General features: G+C 64.7%; 16 protein-coding genes. 8 read left to right on the plus strand and 8 right to left on the minus strand.

Annotated features, from left to right (window positions below):
* Nucleotides 1-218 precede the first annotated feature (218 nt).
* Nucleotides 219-1,058: a cytochrome C assembly family protein gene (locus CAP2UW1_RS14965; RefSeq protein WP_015767461.1), complete on the minus strand. Its 840-nt coding sequence runs from the start codon at nt 1,056-1,058 to the stop codon at nt 219-221.
* 30 nt (nt 1,059-1,088) lie between these two features.
* Between CAP2UW1_RS14965 and ffh the strand changes: the two genes are divergently transcribed.
* Nucleotides 1,089-2,444, plus strand: coding sequence for a signal recognition particle protein (gene ffh, locus CAP2UW1_RS14970; RefSeq protein ID WP_015767462.1), 1,356 nt, complete (start codon nt 1,089-1,091; stop codon nt 2,442-2,444).
* Between the two features lie 131 nt (nt 2,445-2,575).
* Here the strand turns inward: ffh and CAP2UW1_RS14975 are convergent, their stop codons facing one another.
* Both CAP2UW1_RS14975 and CAP2UW1_RS14980 read right to left on the minus strand, forming a co-directional pair.
* On the minus strand, nt 2,576-3,175 hold the full coding sequence (locus tag CAP2UW1_RS14975; protein ID WP_015767463.1) for a lytic transglycosylase domain-containing protein: 600 nt from the start codon (nt 3,173-3,175) through the stop codon (nt 2,576-2,578).
* Nucleotides 3,163-4,887 carry a proline--tRNA ligase gene (locus tag CAP2UW1_RS14980; protein WP_015767464.1) on the minus strand — a complete coding sequence of 575 codons (1,725 nt, stop codon included), beginning with the start codon at nt 4,885-4,887 and terminating at the stop codon, nt 3,163-3,165. The genes CAP2UW1_RS14975 and CAP2UW1_RS14980 overlap by 13 nt, the downstream gene beginning before the upstream one ends.
* 415 nt (nt 4,888-5,302) lie before the next feature.
* Here CAP2UW1_RS14980 and CAP2UW1_RS14985 point away from each other — a divergent pair, with 415 nt between their 5' ends.
* The 3 genes from CAP2UW1_RS14985 to coq7 are packed head-to-tail and all read left to right on the plus strand — an operon-like array spanning nt 5,303 to nt 7,086.
* The gene (locus CAP2UW1_RS14985; protein ID WP_015767465.1) at nt 5,303-5,851 is read left to right on the plus strand and encodes an RNA pyrophosphohydrolase; all 549 of its coding nucleotides are present in this window, start codon (nt 5,303-5,305) and stop codon (nt 5,849-5,851) included.
* Nucleotides 5,848-6,423: a CNP1-like family protein gene (locus tag CAP2UW1_RS14990; RefSeq protein ID WP_015767466.1), complete on the plus strand. Its 576-nt coding sequence runs from the start codon at nt 5,848-5,850 to the stop codon at nt 6,421-6,423. The genes CAP2UW1_RS14985 and CAP2UW1_RS14990 overlap by 4 nt, the downstream gene beginning before the upstream one ends.
* Before the next feature lie 39 nt (nt 6,424-6,462).
* Nucleotides 6,463-7,086: a 2-polyprenyl-3-methyl-6-methoxy-1,4-benzoquinone monooxygenase gene (gene coq7, locus CAP2UW1_RS14995; RefSeq protein WP_015767467.1), complete on the plus strand. Its 624-nt coding sequence runs from the start codon at nt 6,463-6,465 to the stop codon at nt 7,084-7,086.
* Nucleotides 7,087-7,256: 170 nt separating this feature from the next.
* Here coq7 and CAP2UW1_RS15000 read toward each other — a convergent pair whose 3' ends face one another.
* The 3 genes from CAP2UW1_RS15000 to CAP2UW1_RS15010 all read right to left on the minus strand — a co-directional run bounded on the left by CAP2UW1_RS15000 (nt 7,257) and on the right by CAP2UW1_RS15010 (nt 11,081).
* Nucleotides 7,257-7,676, minus strand: coding sequence for an OsmC family protein (locus tag CAP2UW1_RS15000; protein ID WP_015767468.1), 420 nt, complete (start codon nt 7,674-7,676; stop codon nt 7,257-7,259).
* A 651-nt stretch (nt 7,677-8,327) separates the two neighbouring features.
* Nucleotides 8,328-9,653, minus strand: a complete 1,326-nt coding sequence (locus CAP2UW1_RS15005; RefSeq protein ID WP_015767469.1) for an anaerobic C4-dicarboxylate transporter family protein — start codon at nt 9,651-9,653, stop codon at nt 8,328-8,330.
* A gap of 21 nt (nt 9,654-9,674) precedes the next feature.
* Nucleotides 9,675-11,081 carry an aspartate ammonia-lyase gene (locus CAP2UW1_RS15010; protein ID WP_015767470.1) on the minus strand — a complete coding sequence of 469 codons (1,407 nt, stop codon included), beginning with the start codon at nt 11,079-11,081 and terminating at the stop codon, nt 9,675-9,677.
* 746 nt (nt 11,082-11,827) lie between these two features.
* Here CAP2UW1_RS15010 and CAP2UW1_RS15015 point away from each other — a divergent pair.
* The 4 genes from CAP2UW1_RS15015 to CAP2UW1_RS15030 all read left to right on the plus strand — a co-directional run bounded on the left by CAP2UW1_RS15015 (nt 11,828) and on the right by CAP2UW1_RS15030 (nt 14,802).
* Complete coding sequence (locus CAP2UW1_RS15015) at nt 11,828-12,508, plus strand: sigma-70 family RNA polymerase sigma factor (RefSeq protein WP_041568582.1); 681 nt, start codon at nt 11,828-11,830, stop codon at nt 12,506-12,508.
* Complete coding sequence (locus CAP2UW1_RS15020; RefSeq protein WP_015767472.1) at nt 12,505-13,362, plus strand: cupin domain-containing protein; 858 nt, start codon at nt 12,505-12,507, stop codon at nt 13,360-13,362. The genes CAP2UW1_RS15015 and CAP2UW1_RS15020 overlap by 4 nt, the downstream gene beginning before the upstream one ends.
* Complete coding sequence (locus tag CAP2UW1_RS23945) at nt 13,359-13,883, plus strand: SRPBCC family protein (protein ID WP_015767473.1); 525 nt, start codon at nt 13,359-13,361, stop codon at nt 13,881-13,883. Before CAP2UW1_RS15020 ends, CAP2UW1_RS23945 begins: the two co-directional genes overlap by 4 nt.
* Before the next feature lie 364 nt (nt 13,884-14,247).
* The gene (locus CAP2UW1_RS15030) at nt 14,248-14,802 is read left to right on the plus strand and encodes an OmpA family protein (protein WP_015767474.1); all 555 of its coding nucleotides are present in this window, start codon (nt 14,248-14,250) and stop codon (nt 14,800-14,802) included.
* A gap of 33 nt (nt 14,803-14,835) precedes the next feature.
* Here the strand turns inward: CAP2UW1_RS15030 and CAP2UW1_RS15035 are convergent, their stop codons facing one another.
* Both CAP2UW1_RS15035 and CAP2UW1_RS23950 read right to left on the minus strand, forming a co-directional pair.
* A complete protein-coding gene (locus CAP2UW1_RS15035; RefSeq protein ID WP_015767475.1) occupies nt 14,836-16,722 on the minus strand; it encodes a serine/threonine-protein kinase in 1,887 nt (628 codons plus the stop codon).
* Between the two features lie 78 nt (nt 16,723-16,800).
* The gene (locus CAP2UW1_RS23950) at nt 16,801-20,505 is read right to left on the minus strand and encodes a WD40 repeat domain-containing protein (protein WP_015767476.1); all 3,705 of its coding nucleotides are present in this window, start codon (nt 20,503-20,505) and stop codon (nt 16,801-16,803) included.
* Between the last annotated feature and the right edge of the window lies 1 nt (nt 20,506).

The raw sequence follows: 20,506 nt of genomic DNA on the forward strand, positions 1-20,506 counted from the left end.
AGATAGCCGGGTCAGCCACGCCCGGGCGGCCCCGCGCCGCCCCACGCTGCCCGCAAAAGCCGTGGCGAAACTGGCGGACCGGCGATCGTCTGCCGGACGGCGACCGGCCGGCGTCGCCGACACCGACCCACCGGGTGACCGCAGCAATGTCGTGGAGTTCCACAGACCTGGATCGAGATCGCCCAGGAAGCCTCGACCGAGACGCCGTGCTTCCCTGGTCAGAGACGACCCAACAGGACCTCGGCGACAAATCGGCTGCCAATGTACGCCAGCAGGAGGACCATGAAACCGGCCAGCGTCCAGCGCAGGGCAACCCGTCCGCGCCAGCCATAGACCTGCCGACCGATCAGCAGGGCGGCAAAGATTCCCCACGAGGCGAAGGCAAACAGGGTCTTGTGATCGAGGACCATGGCCTTGCCGAAGATCGCTTCGGAAAACATGACGCCGCTGACCAGCGCCACCGTCAGCAGACCGAAGGCGACGGAGATCATCCGGAACATCAAGGCTTCCATGGTCAGGATCGGCGGCAGACTGGTCAGGCTCTTGGTTATCGCCCGCTGATGCAGTTTGCGCTCCGCGAAACCCATGAATACGGCGTGCAAGGCGGAGAGGGTAAACAGGCTGTAGGCCAGCATGGCGGTGAGAAAATGCAGCTGGAAACCCCAGGCGCCGGCATGAGCCACTACCCGCAGTTGCGGAAACAACGCCGGTGCGGCGGCACTAAGCGCCGCGAGTGGCAGGACCATCGGCTGCAGGCCGTCCATGCGCGACCGGAAACTCTCCAGCCAATAGATCAGCACCGCCAGCCAGAGCATCAGCGACAGCGCGAAACTGAACGAAAAGCGCATCCCGCCAGCGCCGAACAAGCCCTCGTAGAGCCCGTAGCCCTGCACCACCAGCGCAACGAAAATGGCTGCCCGCTCCCATGGCTGCATCGGCAGGGTGACCAGCGGCCGGTCGGTCTCCCGCCAGCGCGTGTGCCAGAAATGGAGCCCCAGAGCAGCATAGAGGAGGGAGGAAACGACGTGTGGGAGAAGCTGCAGTAGAATGTCTGCCATCTCTGAAGTTTACACCAAGCCGGAAACCAAATGCTCGACAACCTGACCCAACGCCTTGCCCGCGTCATGAAGACGCTACGCGGCGAAGCGCGCCTGACTGAAGCCAATATCGCCGATTCCTTGCGCGAGGTTCGCCTCGCCCTGCTCGAGGCCGACGTAGCCTTGCCCGCCATCAAGGAACTGATCGCCGCAGTACGGGAAAAGGCCGTGGGAGAGGAAGTAATCGGCTCGCTGAGTCCGGGACAGGCGCTGATCGGCGTCGTCCATCGCGAGCTGACGCGGCTCATGGGCGAGGCACACAGCGGGCTGAATCTGGCCACGCAGCCGCCGGCGATCATCTTGATGGCCGGCCTGCAGGGATCGGGCAAGACGACCACGGTCGGGAAACTGGCCAAGATGCTGCGCGAGACGCAGAAGAAGAAGGTGCTCGTGGTTTCCTGCGACATCTACCGCCCCGCGGCCATCGAGCAGTTGAAGACGGTTGCCGGGCAGGCGGGCGCCGATTTCTTTCCGTCGACGCCGACCGACAAACCGGTCGACATCGCCCGCAATGCCGTCGATTGGGCGAAGCGTCACTACCATGACGTGCTGCTGGTGGACACCGCCGGCCGCCTGGCAATCGACGAGGCGATGATGAGGGAAATCGCGGAGCTGCACACGGCGATCAAGCCCATCGAAACGCTTTTCGTCGTCGATGCGATGCAGGGTCAGGACGCGATCACCACCGCCCGGGCGTTCAGCGAGACGCTGCCGCTGACCGGCGTCATTCTCACCAAGCTCGACGGCGACGCGCGCGGCGGCGCCGCGCTGTCGGTTCGCCACGTCACCGGTCGGCCGATCAAGTACGCCGGGATCGGCGAGAAGCTGACGGGACTCGAAGCCTTTCACCCGGAACGGATGGCCTCAAGAATCCTCGGCATGGGCGATGTGCTGTCGCTGATCGAGGACGCCAAGAAGGGAATCGATGAGGAAAAGGCACTCGAGTTCGCGAAGAAGCTGAGGTCGGGCAAGGGCTTCGATCTCAACGACTTCAAGGATCAGATCGGCCAGATGCGCAAAATGGGCGGCCTCTCGTCGATGATCGAGAAGTTGCCGGCGCAGTTCTCGCAGGCCGCCGGCCAGTTGCCGGCAGGTGGCGAGGAGAAGGCCGTGGCGCGTATCGAAGGGATCATCAACTCGATGACCCCCGCCGAGCGCAGCCGGCCCGAACTGCTCAAGGCAACGCGCAAACGCCGCATCGCGATGGGCGCCGGGGTTCAGGTGCAGGAGGTCAATCGCCTGCTCAAGCAGTTCGAGCAGACCCAGAAGATGATGAAACAGTTCTCGCGTGGCGGCATGGCACAGCTCATGCGCGGCATGAAGGGCATGCTGCCGGGGATGCGATAGGGTCCGGCAGGCATCGCTGAACTCCCGGTCGCGGGCTTGTGCAGGCTCGCCAGGGCGCAGGCCGCGACCGGACATCCCGTGGCAACCGCATCGCGGCACGGCCACCGCGACAGGTCACCACAGCGGCGAGATCAGCGCATCGCCAGCTTGCTCCGCGTGTAGGACCACTGCTGATCCCACGCCGCACGCACCATGTTTGGGTAGCCAGGCTGGCCAAGGCTGCCGTTGTAGCGACCGAGCGCGCGATAGAGGTCGCCACGCTCGATGTCGAGGTAGTGGCGGAGAATCGTGCACCCGTAACGCAGATTGGTGCGCAAGTGGAACAGGTTGTCGTCGCTGCGGCCCACCAGCTTGACCCAGAATGGCATCACCTGCATGAACCCACGTGCGCCGGCAGTGGACACGGCGTATTTCTTGAAGCCGCTTTCAACCTGGATCAGCCCAAGCACCAACTGCGGGTCGAGGCCGGCACGCGTCGCCTCGTAGTGCACCGAACGCAGAAACTCAAGACGACTTTCACGGTCGGGGATGCGCTTCTCGAGCCGCCGCGACATCTCCGCCAGCCAGTCGATCGCCGCCAGCGAATCCTGAAAGGAGCTCTTTGGCGGTGCGCGGTCGGAGACCGAACGCGAGAGTACCGCCTGAACGCTGGCGGACAGCGGCTGATACTGCTGCGCGCCGGCGTGCGCCAGCAGCGGCACGAGCAGCGCCAGCGTGGTCAGCCAGCGCACAACCGATCCTTCAGGAATCGACCCAGCGTGGCCGCCGGCAGCATCTGCGACTCGCTGTCAACGCGCCCCTTGTACTCGAGTTTGCCTTGCGCGAGTCCGCGCTCACCGACGACGACCCGGTGCGGCACACCGATCAGTTCCATTTCGGCGAACATCACTCCCGGTCGCTCGTTACGATCGTCGAGCAGCACATCGATACCCTCCCGCATCAGTTCGCCGTACAGCGCGTCCGCAGCGTCTCGCACCGCCTGACTCTTGGCGTAACCCATCGGCACGATGCACACCTCGAAGGGCGCTATGGCCGCCGGGAAAACGATCCCGCGTTCGTCGTGACCCTGCTCGATTGCCGCTCCGACGATACGGGTCACGCCGATGCCATAGCAACCCATTTCCATGACGCGGCTTTGACCGCTTTCGTCGAGGAAGGTGCATTTCAGCGCTTCCGCATAGCGCGTACGCAACTGAAAAATGTGGCCGACCTCGATCCCGCGGCACAGTTCGAGCGTTCCCCGACCGTCGGGCGAAGGATCGCCGGCGACGACATTCCGGAGGTCGGCGACAACCGCCGGCTCGGCCAGATCACGTCCGAAGTTGACGTCGACGAGGTGAAACCCCGCCTCATTGGCACCGCAGACGAAGTCGCTCATCGCCGCCACGCTGCGATCGGCGAAAACCGGCATGTCGCCAACGCCAAGCGGACCGATGTAGCCCGGCTGGCAGGCAAGCGCGGCAACGATCTCCTCGTCGCGCGCGAAACGAAAGTCGCCGACGACCTTCTGTGCCTTGATCTCGTTCAGATTATGGTCACCGCGCAGGAGGACCAGGGCAAACTGCCCCGAACTACCTGGCGGCAGATCAAGCACGATGGCAATCGCCTTGACCGTCCGGGTCAGCGGCATGTCGAGCAGAGCCGCCACGTCCTCGCAGCGCGTGCGACCCGGTGTCGCCACCTTGCGCATGGCTGCCGACGCCGGCGCCCGCTCCCCGGCGGGCGCGACGGCCTCGGCCAGTTCGACGTTGGCGGCGAAGTCGGAGTCAGGACAATAGGCGAGCGCATCTTCTCCCGAATCGGCCAGGACGTGAAACTCGTGTGATCCGGTGCCGCCGATCGCGCCCGTGTCGGCCGCGACGGCGCGAAACTGCAGGCCAAGGCGAGTAAAGATGCGCGTGTAGGTTTCGAACATGTTGCGGTACTCGCGCTGCAGGTCTTCGAAGCCGCTGTGAAACGAGTAGCCGTCCTTCATCAGGAACTCGCGTCCGCGCATGACCCCGAAACGCGGCCGGATCTCGTCGCGAAACTTGACCTGGACCTGGTAGAAATGCAGGGGCAACTGCCGGTAGCTCTTGACTTCCTTGCGCACGACGTCGGTGATCACTTCCTCATGCGTCGGACCGATGACGAAATCGCGCTGGTGACGATCCTTGCAGCGCAGCAGTTCCGGCCCGTACTTTTCCCAACGTCCCGATTCCTGCCAGAGTTCGGCCGGCTGCACCGCCGGCATCGACAACTCGATCGCGCCCGCGCGGTCCATCTCCTCACGCACGATTCTCTCGACCTTGCGCATCACCCGCAGCCCGATCGGCATCCAGGTATAGATGCCGCCAGCCAGACGCTTGATCATGCCGGCGCGCAGCATGAGCTGGTGACTGATGATTTCCGCGTCGGAAGGCGCCTCTTTGAGCGTTGACAGGAAGAACCGGGAAGTACGCATGGGAATCGGCCGGGCAAGGAGCAAAGCGCGATTTTACTCGACAGATGCGGGCGCCGTAAGGCCAATTGCAGCCACCGGCCAGCCTCGCGACGAAGATGGTTTGGGCGGGGGGCGCTCGCACCGGCGACACGACGGGTCGGCTACGGCAAGCCGCTCGTCCGGTGCACACGCCCGCAGCGGCTTCCCAGCGACGATCCGATTGCGCCTCGAGCGCTCCCCGGAAAGATCAGGCAACGCATTGATAAAAAGCCGGGAAACGTTGTCGAAGGAGTTCGTCGGTGGGTTCGGGCGAGGCTTCCAGGTCAAGTCCGTGAAAGACCACTTCCCTACACCAGCGCAGCGGTGATGGTTCGCTTTCCAAGCCTGGCGAAATGTGAAAAAATGCGTCCAACAAATCATATTGCAGGTTCTAGAAATGCTTGATCGTGAAGGCTATCGCCCGAACGTCGGCATCATTCTTTGTAACGCCAGGAACGAGGTATTCTGGGGCAAGCGTATCCGGGAGCATTCATGGCAGTTCCCGCAGGGTGGCATCCAGCGGGGCGAGACGCCGGAACAGGCGATGTACCGTGAACTGCATGAGGAGATCGGGCTGCTACCGGAGCATGTCTCTATTCTTGGGCGCACCAAGGATTGGTTGCGTTACGATGTGCCGACGCATTGGGTAAGACGTGAATGGCGTGGCAGTTACCGTGGGCAAAAACAGATCTGGTTTTTGCTTCGTCTCGTTGGGCGTGACAGCGACGTCTCGTTGCGCGCCTGCGATCATCCCGAGTTCGACGCCTGGCGCTGGAACACCTACTGGGTTTCGCTGGATGCCGTGATCGAGTTCAAGCGCCGGGTCTATGAACAGGCCCTCAACGAACTGGCTCGTTTCCTCAACGCCGATCACCGCCGCGAACGCCGTCCGCACCTTCATGAGCATGCCAACCGTCCGCTGATCGAAAGCGTAAGCAAGGAATGAACGCGCTCACTGCCGCCGCGACGCACCCAGCGGCCAGTCGCCCTCAGTCGTCAAGCGGCACAATCTCGGGCTGGCTCCTGGCCGTGGCCATCGCCTTGCCGTCGGTGTGCTGGTCGGCCAGTTCCGACCGTGACTTCGCGGAAAAGCCCTGGATAGAGATCCAGGCGCAGTTGCCACCGTTTCCACAGACCGAAAACCTGATCCCGTTCTTTGTCAGCGCGGCCAGTGACAACAAGTTTCTGATCGACGGCGAATCACTGGTCGTGGCCGCCGACGGCGTCGTCCGTTTCACCCTGGTGATCGTCAGTCCTTCGGGCGCGCAGACGATCAGTTACGAGGGCATTCGCTGCGCCACGGGCGAACGCCGGATCTATGCGCTTGGCCGCTCGGACAAGACCTGGTCGAAAGCGCGCAACGACGAATGGACAAGGATCAAGGAGAGTTCGCTCAACCGGCATCACGCGGAACTGTATTCCCAGTATTTCTGTACCGTCGGCGTCAACATCCGTGATGCCGATGACGCCCGCAGAGCTCTCCGACAGGGCGGCCATGAGTTGACTCGACAGCACTAGCCAAGCCTGGAAGGCGAACCCGCAGAACACGAGAAGCGCATGCGTACCGACCACATCATCATCGAGTTTGACAGGGCACTGCGCACCTTGTTTGCGCCGGCAACGACCACCCGCGAGGTACCGGGGAGCAGAGCGCCGGAAGCGGCAATGTCGGACGAGGAAAAAGCGCATGCCGGCGCCTTGATGCGCATAAACCATGTCGGGGAAGTGTGCGCCCAGGCGCTGTACCAGGGGCAGGCGCTGACATCTCGCGATCCGCAACTTCGCCTGGCGCTCGCGCAAGCGGCTGGCGAGGAAACCGACCATCTGGCGTGGACCGAGCATCGCCTGGCCGAGCTCGGCGAACGCACCAGTCTACTGAACCCGCTCTGGTACCTTGGCGCCCTGACCATCGGGACCGCAGCCGGCAAGCTGGGCGACCCATGGAGCCTGGGTTTTCTCGCCGAAACGGAGAGACAGGTGGAAGCGCACCTCGACAGTCATCTGCGCGATCTGCCGATACAGGACATCAAGTCGCGCGCTATCGTCGAACAGATGCGGAGCGACGAGATAGCGCATGCGGAGACTGCCGTACGCCTTGGTGCACGGGAGTTGCCCGCAGTGATGAAGCGGGTCATGAAGCTCGCTTCGCTGCTGATGACGCGCACCGCCTATCACCTGTAGTCAGGCCCGGGCACGCAGGCCGGCACGGCAGCGCCCGCGCCCGGTGCGGCAAGGCAGGGCAACTTCTCGGCTGCCATCGGGTCGCCGCTGGCGCTGATCGCTCGCCCCAGGGCTCCGTCAAGGTGGAACGGCCGCCGGGGCACGGCGGTCGCCGGCAGCGACGTCGCGCCTCAAGCCTCGACGATCTCGAAGTCGTGCGTGATTGCGGCCGTCTTGCCGAGCATGATCGAAGCCGAGCAGTACTTTTCCTTCGACAACTCAATGGCACGAGCCACAGCTTCCGCCTTCAACTGCTTGCCGGTGACGCGAAAGTGAAAGTGGATGCGGGTAAACACCCGCGGCTCGGCCTCCGCACGTTCGGCCTGCAGGCTGACTTCACAGCCGGTGACTGCCTGGCGCCCCTTTTTCAGGATCAGGACGACGTCGAAGGCGGCACACCCGCCGGTTCCGGCCAACACCAGTTCCATGGGACGGGGCGCCAGATTGCGTCCACCCGCCTCGGGGGCGCCGTCCATCACGACCACGTGGTTGCTCCCGGTTTCAGCGACAAACGACATCCCCTCGCCGGCCCACTTCACTCTGCACTCCATGTGCTGCTCCCTTTCTCCAGACCAACGCGACGCGGGCGTGCGAGTCCGGCGATGCGACCCAAGACGGGCCAGAAACGACCAGGGAACCAGGTCGCGCATGAACCGCTGCCGCCTGCTGCCGCGCTCACCAGCACCCGCGACAAGAGCGCGCAGGTCTTCCGCAGTAAGGCGCCATTGTAGCCCGAGGCGGCCGCCTGCAGGGCAGCCACCTCATGCTGCGTCGCAACATACAAAGCAAGAAATGGTTCCCGGATCTCGCTCAACACGGTTGCATACTATGAAATGCATGTCCTATTGTGTATGCAACCAATTGAACATTAATAATTTTGATGCCGACGACTAGGCATGACCCAACTGTCCGAAAAGAAAATGGCGCAGCGCACAAAAAATACTTGACCTTTCCCTTTGGGTGAACCATAATCCGTTCAACAGATGCATTTGGTGATTGGTGTTCTGTCTTGGTCATCTCCGGTTGTCTCCTCCACCCTCCTCCTTTGGTGTGGATTTAGCGCGATTCCAACGAATCGCGCTTTTTTTTGCCCTGAAAACAGCATCGCCGACGCGCGTCCGGTTCAGTGCCGGCGGCGAACCGTCCTCCCGGCGACCGATCCGCAATCTCCGGACCATCGTGGTCCCTGCGCAGCAAACAGTTCAGAAGATGACGCGTGCCAGCAGCAGGCCGGTAGTCACCGCAACGACGGTCGCTACCACGCCGGGGATCATGAATGAGTGATTCAGCACGTACTTGCCAATCTTCGTCGTACCCGACAGATCGAAGTTGATCGCCGCAATCAGCGACCCGTAAGTCGGGATAAAGAAGTACCCGTTGACCGATGGAAACATCGCTATCAGAAACTGTGGCGGAATCCCCAAAGCGATACCCAGCGGCATCAGCGCGCGGGTCGTTGCGGCCTGGCTGTAGAGCAGCACCGAAGCGAAGAAGAGGCCGAAGGCAAAGGTCCATGGCGCCACTTCCGCCCAGTGTCCGATCGCCGGCACGATGACGTCCTTGTGCGCGGCGATGAAACTGTCGCCAAGCCAGGCCAGCCCGAAGATGCCAATCACGGCCACCACGCCCGCACGCAGCGTCGCGGTCCGCGGGATCTCGTCGACATTCACTCTGGTCAGCATCAGCATGATCGCCGCTACGGCCATCATCACGACCTCGATCACGATCGGCATGCCCAGCGCGCTCTTCGCACCGGGCAGCTTGCGCAACTCGGGAAAGAACCCGAAGAGCACAACCAGCGCCACGCCGGCCAGAAACAGAAACGCGGACAGTCTGGCCGCCGGCTTCAGTGGCGGCCGATCGGAAGCCGCCTTCGGCACCGGAATCTGGCCCGCCAGCAAGCGCGCCTGATACTCGGGATCATCCTTCAGATCCTCGCCCAGAAACATTGAAATGAAGGCGGCGGCGACCACCCCGGCCAGCGTGGCCGGCACGCAGATCATCAGGATCTCGGGCAGACCCCAGGCGTTGAGCCCCTTCTCGGCGAACAAACCGATCATCGCCGCCGTCGCCGCCGCTACCGGACTGGCCGTGATCGCTTGCTGCGAGGCGATGGTGGCGACGGCCATCGGGCGCTCCGGACGGATGCCGTTCTGGTGCGCCGTTTCGTAGATCACCGGCAGTAGCGGATAGACGATGTGGCCCGTGCCGGCGACGAAACTGAAGCTCCAGGTGGTCAACGGGGCGACAATGGTGACGTACTTGGGGTTGGCGCGGATGATTCGCTCGGCGACCCGCACCAGGAAGTCGATGCCACCGGCAGCGTCCATCACCGACGCCGCCATGATCACCGCCAGGATGATCAGCATCACGTCGATCGGCGGCGAGGTGGGCGTGACTCCGAAGCCGACGATCAGCACCAGGAGTCCGACCGCACCCCAGAGGCCCAGCCCAACCCCGCTGTAGCGAGCGCCCATCCAGATGGCGCCAAGGACGACCACGAATTGCAGAATGATGGTGAGCGACATGTCCGTGTCTCCGTGTGAGCGCTACAGTTCCTGGTCGAACTTCGGACTGATCAGATTTTCGAACGAGAACACTTCGTCCCATTTTTCCTGAGTCAGAAGCTTTCGCTCCCTGACCACGATCTCGTGCAGCGACTTGCCGGTTTCATACCCTTCACGGGCGATTTCGGCACATTGTTTGTAGCCCAGCGAGGGTTTGAGGACGGTGACGATGCCGAGCGAGTTGAGGACCATGTCGCGGGCACGTTCAACATTGGCCGTGATCCCCTGAACGCAGTTGATGCGCAGGCTATTGACCGCGTTTTCCATCGTGAAAATGGACGTGAACAAGGCGAAGGTGATCACCGGTTCCATCACGTTGAGTTGCAACTGCCCCGCCGAGGCGGCGAGCGTAACCGTCAGGTCGAGCCCGATCACGAGGAAGCTGGTCTGGTTCACGACTTCCGGGATCACCGGATTGACCTTGCCCGGCATGATCGACGACCCCGGCTGCATTTGCGGCAGGTTGATCTCGTTGAAGCCGCAGCGCGGGCCCGAGGCGAGCAGGCGGATGTCATTGCAGATCTTGGTCAGCTTCGCCGAAGTGCGCTTGAGCACGCCGGACAACTGCACGTAGGCCCCGGTATCGGAGGTCGCCTCGACGAGGTCGCCGGCCAGGATCATCTTGATGTCGGTCAACTCCGACAGGTAGCGGGTGACGAGTTCGGGATAGCCCGGCGCAGCAGTCACCGAGGTGCCGATGGCGGTCGCTCCGAGATTCATCTCGTGCAACAACTGGCGCACCTCGGCGATGCGGTTGACTTCCTCGCCGATGGTCGTTCCCCAACCATGGAACTCCTGCCCCAGCGACATCGGCACGGCATCCTGCAGGTGTGTGCGACCCATCTTGAGCACCCGCCCGAACTCCTTGCCCTTGGCGTAGAAAGCGTCCTGCAGACGCCGTAGCGCATCCATGTAGCTGGCGAGCCGCAGGATCAGCGCCAGCCGGAAAGCCGTCGGATAGATGTCGTTCGTCGACTGCCCGAAGTTCACGTGATCGTTCGGGCTGACGAACTGGTACTCACCCTTCTTGTGTCCCAGGCTCTCCAGAGCCAGGTTGGCGATCACCTCATTGGCATTCATGTTGGTCGAGGTACCAGCGCCGCCCTGAATGAAGTCGGTGACGAACTGGTCGCACATCTCGCCGGCGATCAGCCGGTCACAAGCGCCGACGATCGCGTCGGCCACTCTGGCGTCGAGCACCCCGAGATCCCGGTTGGCCAGCGCTGCCGCCTTCTTCACGTAGCCGAAAGCCTTGACGAAATACGGCTCCGCCGACATCGGGATACCGGTGATGTGAAAGTTCTCCTTGCCGCGCAAGGTCTGAACGCCGTAGTACGCGCTGTCGGGCAACTCTTTCTCGCCCAGGAAGTCCTTCTCGATTCGTGCCATGGCTATCTCCTTGTTGTTGGTTGCGGGTAGGACCGTCGCGCTCCTGGCGAGCCGGTGGCTGTCTTTGCTGCTTTCCATTCTAGTCCACGGCCCAAGCGCTAAGTGCATGATCCGAAGTACATGATCGTGTCTCGCTTCCGGCCGGCGGCGCAAACCAGCGCGGCGCCGAAGAGACGACGCCCCGACAACACCGACCGTCAGCATTATGCCCGGCCGGCCGGCTGACCTACGCCCGCGTACCGGCGCAGCGAGGATGAGGGCCCGCCGCGCATCCGCAACGGTCGCTGGCGCGTATACCCGGATAAGTGCCTCGTCCGCCGACCCCCGATCTCAACGCCCGCGGCCTGGCGCCTCTCTACCAAGCGCTCACCCATAACCCCCGAAAGGGATCGACATGCCGATCATGACCAACGACGCGAGCCCGACGGGGCAACCCGGTCGCCGCGGGCGTCCCTTCCGCGCAGGGACAGTCCGCCGGGAAGGCAGACCAAGCCGACACCGACGGCGAACGTCCCGACCAGCGTCGCCCGCGGCAAACGCAAGCGCGCGGGGCAGCAGTTCCGGCTTCTTCACGCGCCCAGCCAATGTCGCCACGCACCCTTGGTGAGCCCGACGCGGCTTCCTCACCGCCGCCCGGCGTGGGCAGTGGCCGCCACGCCAGCGACGAGCACGCCGTGCGAGCGTCGGCAGACGGTAGATTGGCCAGGGCGTTTGGCGGCGTGCCGATCATCGGGCAGAATGCACCCATGCCAGAGATAGATCAGAGCAGGAAAATCGACGAGGCCGAGCCAAGCACAGCCACGACGGCAGGCGAACCCGGCCCAACGATGGGCGAATCGCGACCGCGGCGACCGTTCGCCGACGAGGAGCGTCTGCAGGATTGGATCGCCCGCATGGTGCGCCAGGACCAGCAGGCCCTCGGCGAACTCTACGAAACAATGGCCGGGCGCGTCTATGGGCTGGCGCTGCGCATCACCCGGCACGTGCAGACCGCCGAGGAGGTGACCGAGGATGCCTTCTGGCAGGTCTGGCGACAGGCGCCACGCTTCGACGCGACCCGCGGCAGTGCCGTGACCTGGATACTGACGATCACCCGGAGCCGCGCGCTGGATGCCCTGCGCCGCAGCGATCCCGCCGAACCACTCGACGAGGAGTGCCTCGCCGACCTCCAGGCGGGCAGCGACCCGCAGGATCTCCTGGCCGCCGTACAGCGCGAACACCGCCTGCATGCCGCCTTGCGCAACCTCGATCCGCTGCCCCGCCAACTGGTCGCGCTCGCCTTCTTTCGTGGCCTGTCGCACGAAGAAATCGCGAGCCAGACGTCCTTGCCGCTTGGCACTGTCAAGTCGCACATCCGGCGCGCGCTCCTTCGCCTGCGCCAGTTGCTCGGCGCCGATGACCCCCATTCCCCAATGGTGACCCCATGAACAGCGAGCCCAAGGATTACGCGGACGCCACCGATGACGATGGCGCCGAGCGGGAAATCAGTAGTCTGATCTGCGACGGACTGGCGGCCATCGAGCTGCCGGCAGCGCAGCGGGCCGGACTTCGCCAGGCGCTGCTTGAGCGGGTCGGGGAAAGCGTTCGCCGACATGCGCGCTTGCTCGTCGTGCGCAACGGTGACGGCATCTGGCGAGCGGTGAAGGCCGGAATCCGCGCCAAACTCCTCTGGGAAGGTCCAGAAGGAGCCTCGGTACTGATCGAATTCGCCCCCGGTGCAGGTCTGCCCGTACACCGCCACCACCATCTTGAGGAGGGCATCGTCCTCCACGGCCGACTGCAACTGGGTGATCTTGAACTCGGCCCGGGCGACTATCACGTCTCACCGGCCGGCAGTCGCCATGGTCGCATTTCATCACCCGACGGGGGGCTGGCGTACCTGCGCGGCACCTCGCTGGGACGCGCGAAAGCAGTCATCGGTGAGTTGCTTGGGGGTCTGGTGCCGGGCAAGGGGCCCGCGGTACACACCATTCGAGCCAACCAGGGTGATTGGCGCGGCATTGCACCGGGCGCCGAGGAGAGAATCGTCTGGCGTGACGGCGACACGGTCTCTCGGTTCATCCGTCTGGCACCGGGAAGCCGCCTCGCCCGCCACGCGCATGCCGGCAATGAAGAGTGCATGATGATCACCGGCGACGCCTTCTTCGGCGACCTGCTGGTGCAGGCCGGAGAGTTCCACCTGGCGCCCGCCGGCAGCGAGCACGGCGAGGTCAGCAGCGACAACGGCGCCCTGCTCTTCGTGCGCGGCCGCCCTCCGCTGCCTCTGCCGCCGGGACCGTGAGCCGGCGCCTGGTACTGATCAGCCGCTGGCGTCTGGAGACTTCCCGGGAGCGCCTCTGGGAACTGCTCGTCGATCCGCTTGGCTGGCCACGCTGGTGGCCGCATCTGGTCGGCGTCAGGCGAGTCGCCAGCGGCGACAGTGACGGTATTGGTACGGGATATGCCTTTCGCTGGCGCAGCGGCATCGGTTACACAGTCCGTATCGTGATGACCACCCGCCGGGCCGACGCCCCACGGGAACTCGAGGGGACAGCCAACGGCGACCTGAGCGGCATCGGCCTGTGGGTAATCGAAGAAGACCCCCCGAGCGCCGTACGCCTCACCTACCGCTGGGACGTCGAACTGAGGAAACCCTGGATGCGCTGCCTGGCGCCGCTGCTACGGCGCGTCTTCGCTCGGCGTCACTTCGCGGTAATGGCGGGCGGCGCCGCCGGGATGGCCAGGGAACTCGCCTGCCGCGTCTCGGATATCGAGGAGTGGTCGGCGATCAGCCCCGTACCCGACGCCACGAGGAACCGCTGAGCAGTCGTCGAGCGATCGCTTCCTGCCCGCCCGACACAAGGCAACGAATCTCGCTGACGACCCTTTTCCGCCCTGCCCCGGCGCCGCCGATCGATGGCATGCCGTGTGGATTGTCGGGCGCCAGGCGCTTGTCGGTGCAACCAATCCGCCGGTCATGCGTTGACATGTCTTGTCGACCTGGCCAAGGGTGAACGGCGTATCCTATGCAATCAGTCCCGCCGCACGCGCCTGCTCGCTACCCTGCTTCCAGCAGACCTGTCCGCGTCAAGCGGGGCGCACGGCATCATGCGGCCGCGACGACCATGCCTTGCGCGTGGTCCGAGCTTTTTCGATCCATCTCGACTTGCCTTCTGGGAGTAAGCAAATGAAATATGTCGCGATTCTGGGGCTGGCCTGCTGCACGCTGGTTCCGGTAGTCTCGTTCGCACAGGCTGAGCGAGTCCTCAAGCCCGAGGAAATCAATGAGAGGGCGCTGGTCGATCTGCTCTCTCCGGAAGCAACGGTGGCGCCAGCAGCACGCAAGACGCGTGCGATCAGCGTCACCCGCGACGAAAGCTCGCTACCGGCCGCCAAACCGGCGGCAGCGTCGTTGTTGATCATCTTCGAAACCAACTCGGCGAGCTTGACGCCGAAAGGCAAGCAGTCGCTCGACGTCGTCGGGCGAGCGCTCAACTCGGAGAAGCTGACGGCCTACAAGTTTGCAATCGAAGGGCACTCCGACCCGCGTGGCGGCGAGGACTACAACCTGCGGCTATCGCAGGCGCGAGCGGAGAGCGTCGTCGGCTATCTCGAACAGAGCCATCAGATCGAGCCGGCGCGCCTTAAGCCGGTCGGCAAAGGTCCGACGCAACTCCTCAATCCCGCCCGTCCGGAAGCCCCTGAAAACCGCCGCGTAACCATCAAGCGACTCGACAACTAGGCTGGACCGCGAAGGCAGCAAAGCGCTGGCGGCTCACTCGATCTCTTCGATCGCAAACAGCGCGGCGCCATAGCCGGACGAGCAAGTACGGCCCGCAGGACAGACCACCTTGCCAGCAAAAGGATTGGCCGCGCCTGCGGCTGACTGCATGGCGACTTTCTCGGCCGCCTTGCGCGGAAACTGGGCAAAGGGATCGACCTTCTTCAGGCCCGCGGCAGAAAAATCGCGCCGGTTCTCGGACACGATGGCGACGAAACGATTGCTTCCCGGTGGCCCGCTGGCCGTCATCGCCCAGCCCGGTCGAGGCAGGCTCAGTTCGCCATCACCCGCGATGCCGTTGTCGGCGTCGATCGCGTTGGGGAACAGCAAGTTGAACTGCCCGTCCGTGCCCACCATCAGGACGTAAACATAGCCGGCCTTCAGCGAAGTGATCCGAAAACGGAGCTTGTCCGTGCCGATCCTGACCTTCGCTTTTTCCGGCACCACCGCCACCCGAGCATTGGTATCGCGCTGCTGGTAGATCTCCTGCAGCATGTCGAGCGGATCGAAAGCCTTCGCGGCGTGCTTGGCCGAATCGGTCGCTCCGTTCTTTCCGAGCAGCATGTCCACCAGTTGCTGCTCCGTCACGCCCTTGCGGTCCGCGGTCTGCACCTGCGCGGCCGGCAGCGGCGATTCACTGGCGCCGGATGTGGCCTGAACGGCAGCCGCAGGCGCGGCAGGAGCTGCCACCGGCGCGGCACCAGGCGCCTCGGCGGGTGGCGGAACGGGCTTGGCCACCGCTGGCAGCGGCCCCTCCGGCTTCGGCTGCAGTACGTACAGCGCGCCGGCAGCGGCGACCAGCAGGGCGCCGACACCCGCCGCAATCAGCGGCATCCTGCTGGCTTGCTGGCTGCCCGCTTGCGGCGTCACCGGCGTTGCCTTGACCTCGCTCGCGGCCGGCTTGGCATCGGGAACCTGGCTCAAGCCCAGAAGGGCACGAAACTCGCTGACGCTCTGCGGGCGATCCTCCGGCTTGACGGCCAGGGCGCGATCGATGGCGTACAGGAAGGAGTCGCTGTAACGGCCTGCCGCCGCCTTCGCCAGCGGCACCATGGTGTCCTTGATCGAACGACCGACCGACGGCATCGGCGGCCGGCCGGTGATGGCGTTATAAACGACGGCTGCCAGGGCATAGAGGTCGGTCCAGGCGCCCTGCTTGACGTGCGGCACTTCAGCATACTGTTCCAGCGGCGCGTAGCCCGGCTTGAGAATGACGGTCAGCGCTTGCGTCCGGTCGCTGATGACGCGTCGGGCCGCACCGAAGTCGAGCAGGAGTGGTCTCCCGTCCGTCAGCAGGAGGATGTTGTCGGGGGCGATGTCGCGGTGAAAACAGTTGGCGTGGTGCAGCACTTCCAGTGCTTCCAGCAAGGGGTCGATCACTCCCCGCAGCCAGGCCTCGTCCGGGGGCCCGGGCATTTTCTGCAAGGACTGCTTGAGCGTCACACCCTCGTAGAACGGCATCACCATATAGGCCGTGCCATTGCCTTCCCAGAATCGATAGACCTTGACCAGTGACCGATGGTCGAACTGGGCCAGCATCCGCGCTTCATTGACAAAGCTGCGCAGGCCGATGGCAAAGGTCTCGGCGAGGCGCGAGGACTTGACCGCCACCGTCAGACCCTCGATGCGCGCCGCCAGCGACGAGGGCATGTATTCCTTCAGCGCCACCAGCCGACCCAGCGAGTGATCGTTGGCGAGGTAGACAATTCCGAAGCCGCCAATGCCGATCAGGTCGATGATTTCAAATTCATCGATCTTGGTGCCTTCCGGCAGCGCGTTGTTGTCGGGCTCGCTGCCCGCAGCAGCATCCGCACCCGGAGTCGGCGACGCCGCCAGCGGACGCTGGACCCAAGTCCTTTCGTATTCTTCTGATTCAGACATCGAAATCCCTGTTCTAGGCAACGCGGCCAAGCACGTCATTCTGCCGCAGTTTGCCGACCTGGCAAAGCAATCGGCTGATCATCCGGCCGGCGGGCAGAGTTCTGCCGGAACTACCGTCCCTCGATTATCCGCCGGAATCGGCAGTCCGGGGCACTGGCAGACATAGGGGATGTTTGCCGACACCACCTCCCGCCATTCCTGGCGACTCAAGTTGCGCCCGACCCGCGCGCAGAGTTCCGCCGTCCAGGCGCTGCGCGCAGGCCAAGAGCGCACCGGCTCGCCACCGCTCGCCGAGACGATGCGGGTACCGCCCTCGCCGCTGCCCACGGCAAGCACCGGGCCCTGATGGCCGCTCAGAGGGACACCGATCGCCCGGCCCGTCGTCGCATCCCACAGACGCAGCGTGCGGTCTCCGCTTCCCGAAATGATGAAGCTGCCGTCCTCGCTGAAAGTGACGCTACGCACCGACCCCTCATGTCCCTTCATCGGTACGCCGACCGCCAGTCCGGTGGTCGTGTCCCACAGTCGCAAGCTGCCGTCGCTACTGCCCGAAACGACATGCGTGCCGCTGTCGTCGAAGGCGACACTGAGCACCGCATCATCATGGCCGGCCATCGGCGCGCCAATCGCCTGGCCGGTCCGCACGTCCCACAGGCGCAGGGTGCCGTCCCGCCCGCCGGAGACGACGCGGGTGCCTTGACGGTCGAAGGCAACGCTGGTCACCCAGTTCTCGTGGCCCGTCAGCGGCGCACCGAGCGGCTGACCCGTACTCGCATCCCACAGGCGCACGCTTCCGTCCTCGCTGCCCGAAACAATGCGCTGGCCCTGGCGGTCGAAGGCGACACTGCGCACGGCATCATGATGCCCGGTGAGCGGGGCGCCGATCGGTGCGCCGGTCCGGCCGTCCCAAAGCCGAAGTGTCCGGTCGGCACTTCCGGAGACGATGCGCTCGCCCTGCCAGTCGAAGGCGAGACTCGAGATCGAGTCCTCGTGACCTTCCATCGGCGCAGCCAGCGACTGCCCGGTCCTCGCCTCCCACAACCGCAGGATGCCACCCGCGCTGCCCGAAACGATGCGCGTGACGCCGCGGTCAAAGGCAAGGCTGAACACCGACTCCTTGTTCTCGGCGATCGGTAGCACAGCGGCGGCCGGCCCTTGTCCGACGGTCCAGAGGCGTAGCGTTCCGTCGTCACTACCGGAAACGATGCGCCTACCGTCGCCGCTGAACGCGACGCTGCGCACCTGGCCCAGATGACCTCTGCGCGGCACGCCGATCGCCTGCCCGGTCGTGGCATCCCACAGGCGCAGCGTCCGGTCCGAACTCCCCGAGACGATACGCGCCCCCTGACTATCGAAAGCCACGCTGCGCACGCCACGTTCGTGCCCGGTCATCGGCGCACCAATCGGCTGACCGCTGTTCGCGTCCCAGAGACGCAGGGTGCCGTCCTCGCTCCCCGAAACGACACGCGTGCTGTCGCGGCTGAAGGCGACGCCAAGCACCGAGTCGCGGTGGCCGTTCATCGGTGCGCCGATCGGCTTCAGCAGTCGGGCGTCCCACAGCCGTACGCTTCCGTCGACTCCGCCCGAGACGATGCGCAGCCCGTGATGGTCGAAGGCAACACTCGTCACCCAGATATCCTCGTGTCCGACCATCGGCGCGCCGATCGGCTGACCGTTGCCGGCATCCCACAAGCGCAGCGTCCCATCGACGCTTGCCGAGACGATGCGCTTGCCCTCGCTGTCGAAGGCGACGCTCGACACCCAGTCTTCATGGCCGACCAGCGGGGCGCCGATGGCCTGTCCTGTCTTCGCATCCCACTGGCGCAGCGTCTTGTCCTGACTGCCAGAAACGATCCGCGTACCGTCGCGGTCGAACGCCACGCTATCCACCCTGCCCTGGTGGCCCCTGATCGGCGGACCGATCGGCTGGCCGGTCGCCGTGTCCCAAAGACGCAAGCTCCCGTCGCCGCTGCCGGAGACCAGGCGGCTGCCGTCGGGACTGAAAGCGACCGCATTCACCTGCGCACCCACCTCGATGATCCTTTCGAGATCCCCAAGGGCCAGCAACTGACTCAGTATCGCGCCCTCGGTTTCCGTGTCGGCGGCAATCCGCTGTGAGGCGAGCAGTTTCAACAAGCCGGGCACTGCGCCACCCGCACGTGTCCCCGCCAGCATTCCCTGCGCCTCGGCACTGAGCCGCAGGCCCGTGGCGCGCTGCGACTCGAGGTTGGCACGGTTTCGCTCGCTCGCCGCCTTGTCGGCCGACCACAGCGCCCAACCCGCCGATGCCACGGCAGCGACCAGCAGCAGCACCAGCACACCGCTCATCCGCGCCAGACGCGCACGGCTGCCTTCAGCCAGCTGCCGTGCTTCGGCCTCAGCATTGGCGCGCGCGCGCTGCTCTTCAGCCAGTTCCTCGGCGGCTATCCGCCGCTCGCGCTCGGTGGCCTCGCGGCGAGCCGCCTCCTCTCGCTCCAGTTCCTCCGCCGCATGCAGGCGCTGCAGTTCCTCCTGGTGCAGGCGTGCGTCACGCGCCTTGCGCACCACCCCGACCAGCCGGTCGTGGATCAGTTCGATCCGCTGCGTGCCAAGCTGCTGGTCCACACGCAGCAGGCGATGCCTGTCGGCAAGCAAGGACAGTTGCTCGCCGTTCAGAAAACCGTCCTGCAGCGCCTGTTCGACGGGATAGCTGCCGCGATAGCGGTCGCCCTGAATCAGGTGCGTCTCGATGAAACGTGCCACGCCCTCCGGCATGCCGGCGAGGGCCTCGTCATAGAAGTCCTCGAGGATGTCCTGACCGGCCTGATTGAGCAGTTCGAGGTCGATCTTCCCGCCAGGCGCACGACGTTGATTGAGCTGATAACAACACAGGCTCAGCAGCACCGGCTCGACCACCGGCGGTGCGCCGGCCGTGGTCGAATCGAGGTTGCCGACGAAGTCGACGACCCGTTCGGCCACCCCCGACGCGAGGACCGCCACACCGGCGCACCCGACGACTTCGACGGCCTGCTCGCGCGACATCGGCAACAGCCGCAGACGGTTGCGCAGCAATGACGGTACCTGCCGCTTCCAGCCCTGGACATCGGCCAGGAAATCCTCGCGAAAAGCCAGCACGATACGGTAGCGCTGCGATTGCAGGTCGAGGTCGGAGAGTGCTCGTCGTCCTCGCCCACCGACTGTCAGCTCGGCCGGTATGCGATTCTCGATCAGGTCGGCGAGGGCATCCAGGGTGGCCTGGCTACGCTGCGGATCCGCCTGCGCGCGCGAGAAGATCTCCTCGAACTGGTCGAAGACCAGTACGGGCGTCAGCGGGTAGTTGTCCCGGCTCCAGATTTCCAGTTGGCGACGATGCAAGTAGCACCAGAGCCCTTCGTCGTCGTTCTGGGCGGGAAAGTCCGCGCCCGCCACCGTCAGGGCCGCCTGCAGTTTCCGCGCCGCCTGCCTGAGCGGCGACAGCGGCGCCGCAGGATCGAAGTCGAGCCGCAAATGCACCGGCAGGAAATGCCCGGCGCGCAGCAGCGGATAGAGCCCGGCCTGCAGCAGGGACGTCTTGCCGAGCCCCGACTTGCCATAGATGACGGTGAGCGGCGCCAGGCGAACCATGCGCAGCAGTTCGCCGCTCTCTTCGTCGCGACCGAAGAAGAACGCACGCGACGACTCGTCGTATGCCGCCAGGCCAGGCCAGGGAGCCTGTGCATCGAGTTCGATCGTAAGCGTCGCCCCAGCGGGCGACGACGCGTCGACCGCGGCGCCGTCGGTGGAAAGTGTCGGTGGAGTCGTCATC

The sequence above is a fragment of the Candidatus Accumulibacter phosphatis genome, from assembly GCF_000024165.1.
GTDB classification, from domain to species: Bacteria; Pseudomonadota; Gammaproteobacteria; order Burkholderiales; family Rhodocyclaceae; genus Accumulibacter; species Accumulibacter phosphatis.

What these genes read in the sequence shown, in the direction of transcription:
- CAP2UW1_RS23950 (WP_015767476.1), bottom strand. Translation starts at nt 20,505, where the DNA reads ATGACGACTCCACCGACACTTTCCACCGACGGCGCCGCGGTCGACGCG.
- CAP2UW1_RS15000 (WP_015767468.1), bottom strand. Translation starts at nt 7,676, where the DNA reads ATGGAGTGCAGAGTGAAGTGGGCCGGCGAGGGGATGTCGTTTGTCGCT.
- coq7 (WP_015767467.1), top strand. Translation starts at nt 6,463, where the DNA reads ATGCGTACCGACCACATCATCATCGAGTTTGACAGGGCACTGCGCACC.
- CAP2UW1_RS15035 (WP_015767475.1), bottom strand. Translation starts at nt 16,722, where the DNA reads ATGTCTGAATCAGAAGAATACGAAAGGACTTGGGTCCAGCGTCCGCTG.
- CAP2UW1_RS15005 (WP_015767469.1), bottom strand. Translation starts at nt 9,653, where the DNA reads ATGTCGCTCACCATCATTCTGCAATTCGTGGTCGTCCTTGGCGCCATC.
- CAP2UW1_RS15020 (WP_015767472.1), top strand. Translation starts at nt 12,505, where the DNA reads ATGAACAGCGAGCCCAAGGATTACGCGGACGCCACCGATGACGATGGC.
- CAP2UW1_RS14980 (WP_015767464.1), bottom strand. Translation starts at nt 4,887, where the DNA reads ATGCGTACTTCCCGGTTCTTCCTGTCAACGCTCAAAGAGGCGCCTTCC.
- CAP2UW1_RS15010 (WP_015767470.1), bottom strand. Translation starts at nt 11,081, where the DNA reads ATGGCACGAATCGAGAAGGACTTCCTGGGCGAGAAAGAGTTGCCCGAC.
- CAP2UW1_RS15030 (WP_015767474.1), top strand. Translation starts at nt 14,248, where the DNA reads ATGAAATATGTCGCGATTCTGGGGCTGGCCTGCTGCACGCTGGTTCCG.
- ffh (WP_015767462.1), top strand. Translation starts at nt 1,089, where the DNA reads ATGCTCGACAACCTGACCCAACGCCTTGCCCGCGTCATGAAGACGCTA.
- CAP2UW1_RS14965 (WP_015767461.1), bottom strand. Translation starts at nt 1,058, where the DNA reads ATGGCAGACATTCTACTGCAGCTTCTCCCACACGTCGTTTCCTCCCTC.
- CAP2UW1_RS14985 (WP_015767465.1), top strand. Translation starts at nt 5,303, where the DNA reads ATGCTTGATCGTGAAGGCTATCGCCCGAACGTCGGCATCATTCTTTGT.
- CAP2UW1_RS15015 (WP_041568582.1), top strand. Translation starts at nt 11,828, where the DNA reads ATGCCAGAGATAGATCAGAGCAGGAAAATCGACGAGGCCGAGCCAAGC.
- CAP2UW1_RS14990 (WP_015767466.1), top strand. Translation starts at nt 5,848, where the DNA reads ATGAACGCGCTCACTGCCGCCGCGACGCACCCAGCGGCCAGTCGCCCT.